Origin of the sequence: Kineobactrum sediminis (genome assembly GCF_002868715.1) — a bacterium.
GTDB lineage: Bacteria > Pseudomonadota > Gammaproteobacteria > Pseudomonadales > Halieaceae > Kineobactrum > Kineobactrum sediminis.
On record NZ_PKLZ01000008.1, the window covers coordinates 225,353 to 237,160 of the forward strand.

Genomic DNA, 11,808 nt, shown 5'->3' on the forward strand with positions numbered 1-11,808 from the left:
TTTTATGCGCGAGATCAAACCCGACGCACTGCCTTGCCAGGTCGAATGTTGTGAAAACAACTGGATACCGCTGGCTGATGGCCAGCGTCTCGCGGCGACCGTCTGGCGCCCGCGGGACGCAATCGCGCGGCCGGTGCCGGCAATACTGGAATATATACCCTATAGCAAGCGCCACATGACCCGAGAGCGGGATGCCCGAATGCACCCTTACCTCGCAGCTCATGGCTATGCCTGTGTTCGGGTTGACCTCAGGGGCAGTGGCGAATCCGATGGTATTCTGGCAGACCAGTACCGCGAACAGGAGCTCGACGATGGCGTGCAGGCAGTCGCATGGATTGCCGCCCAGCCCTGGTGTGATGGCGGGGTCGGCATGGTGGGGATTTCCTGGGGAGGCTTTAATGCGCTGCAGGTTGCGGCCCGGCGACCACCGGCACTGAAAGCTATCATTACAGCCTGCTCCACCGACGATCTCTACCTGGACAACATGCATTATATGGGCGGTTGCCTGCTGACCGACAACCTGTCGGAGTCCACTACCATGTTTTCGATCAACAGCTGCCCGCCGGATCCGGCACTGGTGGGCGAGCAATGGCGTGAGATGTGGCTGGACCGGCTTGAAAACAGCGGTTTATGGCTGGACCCGTGGTTACAGCACCAGCGCCGGGACGACTACTGGCGACACGGCTCCGTATGCGAAGATTATGGCGCCATCCAGTGCCCGGTCATGACCGTAGGCGGCTGGGCCGATGGTTATACCAATGCCGTTTTCAGGTTGCTGGAGCATCTGCAGGTTCCCCGGCAGGGCCTGGTCGGCCCATGGGGGCACAAATATCCGCACCTGGGCATGCCCGGGCCCGCTATCGGTTTTCTGCAGGAACAATTGCGTTGGTGGGATCACTGGTTGAAGGGGCGAGACACAGGCATCATGCGGGAGCCGATGATCCGTGCCTGGATGCAGGACAGTGTGCCACCGACAACCGCTTATAATGAAAGGCCCGGTCGCTGGGTCGGCGAGACCCGCTGGCCCTCCCCCCGGATCCGGGAACAGGTATATTCACTGGCAGACTTGTATGCGGTGGTCGCTGGCGACACTCCCGGTGTCGAGCGGCTGAATCACGGGGACCAGGATGATGAGCTGGCAATCCAGTCACCCCTCAGCGTTGGCCTTTTTGCCGGCAAATGGTGCTCCTATACCGCGGCACCTGACCTGCCACACGATCAGCGCGAGGAGGATGGCGGCGCACTGGTATTCGAGACTGCGACACTTGCTACCGACCTGGAGATCATGGGCCAGGTTGTAGTCACGCTGGAGGTGGCCAGCGACAGACCAGTCGCCATGGTAGCGGCGCGACTATCCGATGTGGCACCCGATGGCAAAGCCACCCGCGTTACTTATGGCCTGTGTAACCTGAATCATCGCAATGATCACGAACAGGCCGCCTCACTTGAGCCGGGCACATTTTTCCAGGCCCGGGTTTCGCTCAATAACATCGCTCAGCGCTTTCCGGCGGGGCATCGACTGCGGCTGAGCATTTCAACCTCTTACTGGCCTTTGTGCTGGGGCCCGCCAGAACCCGTAAGACTGACTATCCGGTCGCAGCGCAGTGAGTTGATGCTACCGGTACGCCCGTTTCGGGAAACAGATAGTGAAATCAACTTTGCCGAACCGGAGGCAACCTCGCCGCCGGCCACACGCCTCATCGAACCCGAGCACCATAACTGGCTGGTTCATCGTGATCTGGCTGAAGATATTTCCACTCTGGAAGTTATCCAGGACGAAGGGGTTCACTACCTGGAGGATATCGATCTCGAAGTCGGTAAGCGTACCTGGAACTGGTATACCTGCCATGATGATGATTTTGAATCACTGCAAGGCGAAACCCGTACCGAGCGCACTTTCCGGCGCAGAGACTGGTGCGTACGCACCACAACCCGCACCGTGCTCACTGCTGACCGGCAGTATTTTTATGTGTGGGCGGAGCTCGACGCGTGGGAGCATGATAAACGCATTTTCTGCAAAAACTGGAACCTGAGTTTTGCCCGGGATTTCCTATAACAGGTTTACACGCAGGCGAGGAACCTCGCTTGTTTCAATTGGGCAATTTTACTGATTGTTCGCCATTACCGGCGACCGCCCCGCCTTGTTACCGCAGTGCCTCCTGCACGGCAGTAATCACCGTATCAACCTGGTGATCAGTGACCTGCGAACATATCGGCAGCGACAGGCAGTGTCGCGCCAGATGCTCTGCAGCGGGGAAGCTATGACCGTCAAACTGGTCATGAAGCACTGGTTGCTGGTGCAGCGCCCGGGGATAGTGAATCGCACAACCGATCTCCCGTGCCTGCAAGTAGTCGAACATAGCGTCCCGTTGCGGCAGCTGCACCGTGTACTGGTTATAGACATGAACGCTGCCCACTGCCTCGTGAGGCATCGCCAGCCCTTTAATACCGGCAAAAGCCTTGCGGTAACGCCGGGCAACAGTGCGTCGCGCCTCATTGTCCTGTTCGATGCGTCTCAATTTGGTACGCAATACCACCGCTTGTAGCTCGTCCAGGCGGCTGTTGTAGCCCAGCACCTGGTGCTGATAGCGCTCTTGACTACCGTGATTACGCAATTTTCGAAGCTGGTCGGCCAATGAGTCAGAATCCGTGGTTATCATGCCGCCATCACCATAGGCTCCCAGGTTCTTGCTCGGGAAAAAACTGAAGCACCCGGTCGCTCCCCAGCTCCCGGTCATCCTGCCATCAATGCGGGCACCAAAAGATTGGGCACAATCTTCGACTACCGGCAATCCATGCCGCTGCGCCAGCGCCATAAGCCCCGGCATTGCCGCGGGGTTGCCGAACAGGTGTACAGGGATAATGGCACGGGTCCGCGGTGTAATGGCGGCTTCCAGCTGATTGATATCCAGCGTCCAGGATTGAGGGTCGATATCCACGAATACAACCTGTGCACCTGTATAGAGGATCGCCTCTACGGTGGCAAAAAAAGTAAAGGGAGTGGTGATGACCTCATCACCCTCGCCCACTCCCAGCGCTCGCAGCGATAAATGCAGGGCATCGGTCCCTGAACCACAGGTGATCGCATGGCGAACCTGGAGGTAATTGGCGGCTTCATTTTCAAACCCGGCAACATTGGCACCGTCAAGGAACTGGCTGCTGCGCATCACTTCCTGCATTCCGGCTTCGACTTCTTCATGGATCAATCGATGCAATGCGGCCAGATTAACCATCGGAATCATGGCTGGCCCCCACGGTCAGGATCCCGCGCCGGCCACGTGTAGCCGGGGGCGCTGTCCCGGCAAAGGATTTGACTCCAGTTGCCGCATAATATCGAAGGCTATTTCGAGGGCCTGCAGGCCCTCGCGTCCACTTACCAATGGTGCCCGGCCCGTTTGTACGCTGCCCACAAAATCATCAATCTCGGCTTCAAGGGCGTCTCCCGGGGAGATCTTTACCGAGGTCGAAAGAATCGATTCCGGATCGATATCATCAGTGATAACGGTCCCGCTTTTGGAATAGAGTGCCAGGGTTTGCTTGATAAAGTCTGCAGAAAGGTAAGAGTTCGCTTGAAAAATGCGCATGCTCCGCTCGCTTTTTTTGCTGACCCGGCTGGCGGTTACATTGGCCACACAGCCGTTCTCGAACTGTATCCGCGCATTGGCGATATCAATCTGGCTACTGAGCACCACACCACCGCTGGCATGGATATGCCGTATCGGGGCATTGACCAGGGAGTGAATCAGATCAATATCATGGATCATAAGATCCAGCACCACATTGACATCGGTACCCCGTAGCTGGAAGGGCGAAATTCGGCACGACTCGATAAACATCGGCTCGTCGATATGCTGCCTGATCGCGCGAGTTACCGCATTGAACTGTTCGATATGGCCGACCTGGAGAATACGGTTAACGGATTCGGACAGAGCCAGCAGGTCGCGCCCCTCTGCCAGTGTCGCGGTAAATGGTTTCTCCACCAGCACATGGATGCCCGCCTCCAGCAGGTCACGCACTACGTTGTAATGATGCACGGTTGGCACCGTCACACTTGCAATATCGACCTGCCCGGATAACCGCCGATGATCGGAATAGACTCGAGCATTACTATGACGGGCAATCTGGTGCGCCCTTGCCGGTATCACATCAACCACGGCGGCCAGGCGGGTAGCTGTGCTGCGGCAGTACTTCTGCGCATGAAAATTACCCAGATGGCCCGCACCAACAACGGCCGCCCGCAGCGGCTTCATCGCAGAATACCCCGGGTGGATTCTTGTTCCAGGAACGCCAGCAGCTGCAATACATCAACACTGGTTAGCCCTTGTTCGCGCACCTCGTGGCAAGCCTCGGCCAGTCGCAAACCGGACCGAAACAGGAGTCTGTAAGCCTGTTTCAACGTCCGCCGGCGGTCCGCTGACATACCGGCCCGCTGTAGACCCCGACTATTCAGGCCCCGCAGGGAGGCGCGAGAGCCGGCAGCTGTCACGAAGGGCGGCAGGTCCTGCGTTACCATGCTACAGGCGCCGACCATGGCCTGCGCGCCAATCCGTACAAATTGATGAATGCCGGCAAGTCCGCCAACAATAGCGCGGTCACCCACGCTCACATGGCCTCCCAAAGTCGCACCATTGGCCAGGACAACGTGGTTACCGATTTGGCAATCGTGGGCAATGTGGCTGTGGACCATGAACAACCCCCGGTCACCGACCCGGGTAACACCATCGCTGCGGGCGGAGCCCCGGTGTATGGTGACAAACTCGCGGATTGTGTTGTTGTCGCCCAGCTCCAGGCGGGTTGGCTCCTCTGTGTAGGCGAGGTCCTGGGGCGCATCGCCCAGGCATGCATGTGCATGAATGGAGTTATCGCGCCCGATACGGGTATGCCCCAGTATCACCACATGCGACGCAATACGTGTGCCTGCGCCGATCTCAACCTGCGGGCCCACTATGGCATAGGGCCCGACCACAACATCCGAATCCAGTTGCGCACTGGCATCAATAATTGCCGTGGGATGCAGAAGCACCCCATGTTCCTTACGGTTATTGAGCTGCCCATCCATTTACCTGAACTCTTGGAATCGCGCTCCGTGACTTCAGTCACCGACTCGCTTTCTTGAAGCATAGACGATAACTGGTCAGCCGCAATCCAACCTGGTATTCGGGCGGTTCTCAGGTGGTACCGGGGCTTGCCTGTAGCTCGTTGGCGGGTAAGCGGTCAACGCCCCAGCTTCGGGATATCCGCGCATTCACCTCGCTCAGTTCCTCAGCGGGAATGATCGCCAGTTCTCCGCTCTCGAGTGGGTCGAAGTGGAAAATGTAAAGCCGTGAGGCAAATTGCTCAAAAGGCAGTGAAGACTCGCCGAAACGCTCGCCCTCTCCCGCTGTGCTAACGGTGATTCCATCCCCCCAATTCTGGCCGCTATCATTATTGGGATTGAAAAAATACACGCGCATGACCTCTCGCGGGTCCAGTGATACCCGCAATATGGTAATGGCGTGCCAGCCAATAAAGCGTGCCGCGCTGTCGGTAACCGCAATCCCGGCAGGCTGGGGATGTATAAGAGGCTGGTTGCCATTGTAGTAAGGATGGTAACTGGCATAGAAATGGCGCAAGAAGTCATCGAGCTGGTCTAGCTTGCCGGTTTCCACATCGACATTGATACGGAACCCCCGCCCCGACCACCAGCCGTGGAACTCAGGGTTTACCCAGCGGTGTGGGTCTCCCGGTCGACCAATACAGCGGCGCCCCATCTCCGCATAAATCCGGTCCAGATGCGGTACCACCAACATGGATACAGGGTCGAGATCCAGCGGAATTTCAGTAGCCACACCAGACAAGCTGTCGCGGGAAGAAATCGGCTGGCCTTCAAAGTGAATGATGATTTCATCATCGCGAGCGGCCCATACCACCATCTGCAGCAGGTAGTCGGGGTCGTTGTAAGCCCACATCGATAAAGCCCGGGCCGACTGGCAGGTAGGATTATTGCCCTGCCCTACACCAAGAGGCTGGCCCAGCATGCAAAGTACACCCTGCAATAACCAGGCGCGCGCAGAGGGGGACGGGCCAAAGGCCAGCGCGAGGCGCTCATTGGAATAGGCGGACAACGGCAACGCCAGCTGGCGCCAGAGCGCCGGGGCGAGAGGCGGCTGATACAGAATACCCCGCTCGAGCAACTGCGCCAGACCAAAAATTCCCTGTGCCGTTTCGGGATGGATGGCTTCGTCGATCAATGCCCGCACCAGATCCGCATAGCACAACAGACAATCGCGCCCGGTGCTGGACAAGCCCATGCCTTCTGCCAGGAGATGATCACCGTGGTTCAGCAGATAACGCAGCAAAACGGCATGATAGGGAGAGACCAGGCCAGTATCGTGCATGGCCCGGGCAAAGCCCGTGGCTTCGTACTGCAAAGCCCCGGAATCCATACCCTCGAGTCTCTCGAGATAGACCGCCACACCGGGGTCCTCCCGGCAAGCCTGGGTGGGCCCGTAGAGACTGCTGATCAGTCTGTCTGCGCCCTGGCCACTGGCCCCCAGGTCGATGTCCGGATTGCTCTGGCAAATCGCGATCTGGGTGATCATTTGCTTGACGCTGTCAACCTGGATTGGCCGCTGCTGTAATATGCGCCAGATTTCCTCTATCAATTGATCGATAACGTGTTCGTAACCGATGCGCTCGGCCAGGTGCCGAAACAACGCCCTCGGTATACCGGCCAACTTGCCCTGCTGTTCGCGTTCGGCTTCGCCTGCCACCCCGAACAGCAACTCCAGATTTATGGCGAGCACCTGGGTCAGGAAATGATGCGCCTGCTCCCGGGACATCGTCGGGTGAATGTAATCACCCATCGCGACCGCCAGCAACCGCAATTCACTCAGCGCTTCTATGACGACCGTGTTGGGCTCGGGGCTCTTCAGTGAGAAAGTACTGAGCGTGGGAATGAGGATATGGGGTTGGGCCCAGTCGGAACCCGCGAATATTCCGGCTTCCTCGAGCCTCTGGGCACGCTCTTCTACCACGGCACAGCCACCTTCCTGCTGCAGCACACGACGTACAATATCGAACAAGGGTTGTATTTTGGCTACCTTGGCGAAATTACGCGTCTGTGACAGCGAGTCGATGGCTCGATCGAGTTTTTCGGTAAGGCTCTGAAGTTTGCTAGCCTCCATCAAATTATATTCCTCGGGCTGGCTCAAGGGCTTCCTCAATAATCATCTGCGGCGGCTTAAACTTGACCGCCGGAGCATATATCCAATGTTGCGACGATTATACATAGAAATCGAGGTCTTCCTGATGTTTCAGCAAATCTCTGAGAATATGGGGATCTTTACCGAAGAAGTAGACCAACCCCCAATGGGTACCAAAAGCGGTACGTTTGGTAACAGTCTCCTCCACAGGTGCCGCCAGTTCATGGGATTCAAAATATTCATGGTCTTCCGTTTCGGCAGGAATTTGCAGGTGACTGACAACCCGCCGGCGCGGATATACACCAAAACAGCCCGCATGTCCCTTGGCATCGACTACTTCCTTGGGAAAGAACGCGTCAATTTCCTGTTCGGTGGTTTTTGGGTCAAACGCCAGAATCATGCCATGGTAGGCATTGAAACCATAAGCCTGTTCAAGCAGTTCAAATACCTTGAAACCGGGCGGCCGATAAGCCACTTCTCCGAAGTACATTTCGCCGTCACTGGTCACAAAGTATTCGGGGTGAATAAAGCCGAATTCAATATCGAAAGTCTTGATCAGTTTTTCAATCTGCCGGGTAATCTCGGGCCGGTATTTTTCCAGCTCGGGAGTGGCCGGGACGAATACCGAATAACCCAGCGTGACATACTCTGAGATATTCAGGAACTTGATCTTGCCGTTGTGAATCCAGGCTTCGACAGCGAACTCCCAGCCGTCCAGATGGGATTCCATTAATACCGGAAATTCTTCATCGGGAATGGTGTCAACTTCATCGGGAGTACGAATCACCCTGTGCCCAAGACAACCAGCCTTGTCGAAAGCCTTCAGGTGTATCGGGTCGTTTGGGTCGCCATCCAGCTTTAGTAATGTCTGGTTCACGCGCTTCAGAAAACGAACAACGTCTTCCTTGTCGTGAGCTTCTTCAAAAATACCGACGCGAATACCACCCAGTTGGGCACGCCGTTTCATCAAGGCCTTGTCCCGCAGGAGCATTGCCTGGCCAAACAAACGCGGGTTATCAAGTAATACCGAGTTAATTGCGCCCGCCCATTCAACGGTTTCTTCAAACAACGGGATGGAGATGTCGACACCCATCTCTTTCAGGGTCTGTGCAATTTCCAGCGAGCGATCATTCAGACGCTCGAAATTCCAGGGAACATAGGGAATATCATGTTCGTCACAATAAGGTTGAGCCCAATCCGGCGCCACCACAACATAACGTCGATCAAAGCGGTCCGCCGCTTCAACCGCGTTCAGACTCCAGCCCAATAAAGCCACATATCCCTTTTCGGGATTGTAATTTTGCGCGTCGCTCTTACTCATCGCTACATTCTCCCTGTTTGATAACGAGGCTCCAATGTACACGTTTAAACTGATACATAAAAACCGGGAGAAACTCTATTTTTGTAGTTTGAGCAGAAAAACACCTTTATTTAAAGCCTTAAATTACTTTAAATTATTTAAAGAATATTTTGTTATATCGAATGTGGTGAGAAATGCCCAATGATTTACTTTCGTTTTCAAATAGCTTGCGAACCAGGTCATCAACCCCAACCCCGCTATTGCTGAACTAATCGGTTTCTTTATCTTTGATTTCAGCGTCCTCTTCCGCATATCCCGCGAGCGCTCTCCGCGCCAGCCTGTTGAAGTATATCACTGCGATTATCGTGACTACGAAACCCAGGCCATATAGCGTCCACTCCACTGGTGTGCGCCCCAGATCGCGCTCTGTTATCGCTGCAAGGTCGCCGACAATCGAACCCAGGTATACGTTGTGAACCGAAAAAGGAATAAACCCAAGGAATGAACCGAGCAGGTAACCGCGAAAACGGAAGGTCGTGAGACCATAAAAATAATTGGCCACCTTGCTGGGAAAAAAGGGAATCATGCGGGTGAGCAGAACGACTTTCCAGCCATGTCGTGCCATTTCCGCGTTGATCAACCGCAGCTGTTCGTGTTCGAGAATGAAACGAGTGGCACGACTGCCCAGCAGGTGGCGCGCAATCAGGAACGCGATTGCCGCGCCTAATGTGGTCCCTACAACAACCAGCAGCGACCCTTGCACCACACCAAATACGAAGCCCGCGCCAGTGGTCAGGAAGATCCCTGGCAAGGTTAAAACCACCGCAGCGGCCATAATCAATACAAACAGCACCGCCGCCCAAGCCCCCTGGGCTTCAACCCAGGCCAGCACCTCAAGTAGCCATTCATGAACGCCAAAATACAGCAGGATACCCAAAAGAATAGTAACAAATACCACACTTGCTACGATCACCCAGAGAGGAGATTGCATTTGCCGGCGATGCCCGGTCCCGTTGTTTTCGCCCATGCCTGCCTACACCGTATAGAATCGTGGTTGCCCCATTTTAGCATCGACTGTATTTTCTGCATTCCCCGCACCGATTACAAACCCGCTATGATTAAGCCACAAGGATTACAAGAGGGTGACTTGAAAAATACGATTCAAACCCCGATCTTTAACTACTATGTAGAAAGCGACAACAACCGGTTTTTCGCAAGGAGGGAATTATTACCGTGTCAATACGTTCGGTTTACCGGGAAGGACACTCTGCCAGCAGACTGGCGTGGGCACTAATACCGCTCGCTCTTGTTGTCGGCGCACTGATCCTGCTGCGACAACCCGCCAATGACGCAACCGCCCAGGTCACTGTAGTCGAAACCTGGCCGGACGCCGAAATGCTGTCAGTCAACCCCACCCGGGAACAGGCCAATTCGACCCAGGGCTTCGTACCGCCAACCGCCGAACGACGGGACCAGGTACTACAACGACTCAGCCAGTTCAGGGCTGACTACAAACAACTCGCTCCCTCAATGTCCGTCAGCTTCCGGCCCGGCTCAAGCGAACGGGGGCAGCTTGCGGAAACAATCGCGCAGGCGCTGTCCCAATACGGCCTGGGCAGCAAAGCTTCCGGAGTTGTGCCGGATACGACTGTAAAAAACAGGTCTGCCCCCATTGTAATGCGCGCCGCGCGGGCTCACCGTGAAACGGTTCACCGATTATTAGAGGCACTGGCACCGTATTTTTCGGCGCAAGTCCTGCTGGTGTTCGATGACGATACCAGGATTGACGCACTCACATTCCATATTAGTGGAACACCTGCTTTCAATGAGGATGGCCTGGCGATATTCGGGCGTTAACCGCCGGGGCCACACTCCAGGCAATCGTCAACCAGCGGCGGCGCCTTGTTCAAATGATAGTTGAGGTCCCGCAACGCGGTTCGCAGGCCCTCTTCTATTACCGGGTGATAGAAGGGCATTGACAGCATCGCCGTCACGGTCATGCGTGTCTGCGCAGCCCACGCCAGCAAATGCGCAAGATGCTCGGCGGCGGGACCGAAAAGCTCGGCGCCGGCAAAGATGCAACTGCCTCGCTCCCCGTATAGTTTCACCATGCCGCGATTCCGGTCCATCACCCGGCTGCGCCCCTGGTTCTCAAAGGAGAAAGTGCCCGTGCGATAACGCGCTTGCTCCGATGGCTGCAGTTCGGGAACCAGAATACCGATCCGCGCAATCTGCGGACTGGTGAACACCACGGAAAACGGCACCAGCCTCTCGCGCTGCCGGACGTCGGGATATCGACCCGCATTGTCACCAGCCAGCCGTCCTTCGAATGCGGCTTCATGCAGTACGGGAGCAAGCTGGTTGGCGTCGCCGACCAGGAAAACCGCGCTGTCGCCGCATCGTAATGTCCAAGGGTCGGTTACCGGAATATCCTCTTCAATGGTCAACCCGCTGTTCTCCAGATCCAAACCCGCGAGGTTGGGGGAACGACCCGTGGCCGCCAGCAGATAATCGAAATGTTCGGTGATTAAACCTTTCTGGCGATGTTCATAGGTGATCGACACCCCATGATCGGAGCCCTGGATATCATCAACCGCGGCATCCGTATCCAGATAGAACTCCTCATTGAAACATCGGTCGGCGTAGTCGCGAATATCATCATCAGCGATCCCGGCAAGCTCGCCGCCCTTGCCGAACATTCGCACATCCACTCCAAGCCGACTCAGCGCCTGCCCCAGTTCAAGGCCTACTACACCAGGGCCGAAAACCGCAATCGATTCCGGCAGTGAAGGCAGCTCGAACAGGCTGTCGTTCAACAACAAGCGCTGGCCCGCCGCCCGCATCAATTCGGGAATATCCGGACTGGAGCCGGTTGCGATAACGATGCGTGCCGCATCGACTTCGATGTCATCACCAACGGCGAGCCTGCCCGGTGCGATGAATCGTGCTGAGCCTTGTATTTTGTGATGTTCAGGGAGATCCCGGATTGAGTCGAGCACCGACGAGACAAAGCGATCCCGCTCCCGGCGCAAGCGCTCCATCACCCGGCGACCGTTGACCTGCCACTCTTTAACCTCGATACCGAAAAGATGACTGTGAACCATTCCGTGAGCGTTGTCGGCTGCAGCGATCAGCAACTTGCTAGGCATGCAGCCAACCCGGGCACAGGTGGTGCCAAAAGGTCCCGCTTCGATCAGCAGGAGTTTGTCAGTGTGTTTACGAGCAGCGTTATAGGCGGTGAGCCCCGCAGTGCCAGCACCGATAATGGCAACGTCAACCGTGCGCTTGTCCATAGCCAGGCCCTCTCTCAGCAAATTGTCTCCG

At 56.1% G+C, this 11,808-nt stretch carries 9 protein-coding genes; 2 read left to right on the top strand and 7 right to left on the bottom strand.

The genetic code is table 11. The features are described from left to right. Positions 1-4: 4 nt before the first annotated feature. A complete protein-coding gene (locus CWI75_RS10805; protein WP_101521512.1) occupies positions 5-2,056 on the top strand; it encodes a CocE/NonD family hydrolase in 2,052 nt (683 codons plus the stop codon). An 88-nt stretch (positions 2,057-2,144) separates the two neighbouring features. Here the strand turns inward: CWI75_RS10805 and CWI75_RS10810 are convergent, their stop codons facing one another. The 6 genes from CWI75_RS10810 to CWI75_RS10835 all read right to left on the bottom strand — a co-directional run bounded on the left by CWI75_RS10810 (position 2,145) and on the right by CWI75_RS10835 (position 9,511). Then, the gene (locus tag CWI75_RS10810; protein ID WP_101521513.1) at positions 2,145-3,242 is read right to left on the bottom strand and encodes a DegT/DnrJ/EryC1/StrS family aminotransferase; all 1,098 of its coding nucleotides are present in this window, start codon (positions 3,240-3,242) and stop codon (positions 2,145-2,147) included. Between the two features lie 15 nt (positions 3,243-3,257). Next, complete coding sequence (locus CWI75_RS10815) at positions 3,258-4,250, bottom strand: Gfo/Idh/MocA family protein (protein WP_101521514.1); 993 nt, start codon at positions 4,248-4,250, stop codon at positions 3,258-3,260. Next, positions 4,247-5,059: an acyl-ACP--UDP-N-acetylglucosamine O-acyltransferase gene (lpxA, locus tag CWI75_RS10820; protein ID WP_101521515.1), complete on the bottom strand. Its 813-nt coding sequence runs from the start codon at positions 5,057-5,059 to the stop codon at positions 4,247-4,249. The genes CWI75_RS10815 and lpxA overlap by 4 nt, the downstream gene beginning before the upstream one ends. A 109-nt stretch (positions 5,060-5,168) precedes the next feature. Next, positions 5,169-7,166, bottom strand: a complete 1,998-nt coding sequence (locus tag CWI75_RS10825; RefSeq protein WP_101521516.1) for a hypothetical protein — start codon at positions 7,164-7,166, stop codon at positions 5,169-5,171. Between the two features lie 97 nt (positions 7,167-7,263). After that, entirely contained in the window at positions 7,264-8,505 is a 1,242-nt protein-coding gene (locus CWI75_RS10830; protein ID WP_101521517.1) for an ATP-grasp domain-containing protein, read from the bottom strand. Positions 8,506-8,752: 247 nt separating this feature from the next. Continuing rightward, the gene (locus CWI75_RS10835; protein WP_175580212.1) at positions 8,753-9,511 is read right to left on the bottom strand and encodes a TVP38/TMEM64 family protein; all 759 of its coding nucleotides are present in this window, start codon (positions 9,509-9,511) and stop codon (positions 8,753-8,755) included. 206 nt (positions 9,512-9,717) lie between these two features. Between CWI75_RS10835 and CWI75_RS10840 the strand changes: the two genes are divergently transcribed. Then, positions 9,718-10,341 (top strand): hypothetical protein, encoded by a 624-nt coding sequence (locus CWI75_RS10840; RefSeq protein ID WP_101521518.1) that lies wholly within the window; start codon positions 9,718-9,720, stop codon positions 10,339-10,341. On the opposite strand, the gene CWI75_RS10845 is transcribed toward CWI75_RS10840, so the two are convergent. After that, entirely contained in the window at positions 10,338-11,798 is a 1,461-nt protein-coding gene (locus CWI75_RS10845; protein ID WP_241521177.1) for a dihydrolipoyl dehydrogenase, read from the bottom strand. The two genes, CWI75_RS10840 and CWI75_RS10845, sit on opposite strands and share 4 nt — an antisense overlap. Positions 11,799-11,808: the final 10 nt, after the last annotated feature.

Bases quoted from the DNA above. Each gene is read 5' to 3' on its own strand.
- CWI75_RS10805 (WP_101521512.1), top strand. From the start codon at position 5: ATGCGCGAGATCAAACCCGACGCACTGCCTTGCCAGGTCGAATGTTGT.
- CWI75_RS10810 (WP_101521513.1), bottom strand. From the start codon at position 3,242: ATGATTCCGATGGTTAATCTGGCCGCATTGCATCGATTGATCCATGAA.
- CWI75_RS10815 (WP_101521514.1), bottom strand. From the start codon at position 4,250: ATGAAGCCGCTGCGGGCGGCCGTTGTTGGTGCGGGCCATCTGGGTAAT.
- lpxA (WP_101521515.1), bottom strand. From the start codon at position 5,059: ATGGATGGGCAGCTCAATAACCGTAAGGAACATGGGGTGCTTCTGCAT.
- CWI75_RS10825 (WP_101521516.1), bottom strand. From the start codon at position 7,166: ATGGAGGCTAGCAAACTTCAGAGCCTTACCGAAAAACTCGATCGAGCC.
- CWI75_RS10830 (WP_101521517.1), bottom strand. From the start codon at position 8,505: ATGAGTAAGAGCGACGCGCAAAATTACAATCCCGAAAAGGGATATGTG.
- CWI75_RS10835 (WP_175580212.1), bottom strand. From the start codon at position 9,511: ATGGGCGAAAACAACGGGACCGGGCATCGCCGGCAAATGCAATCTCCT.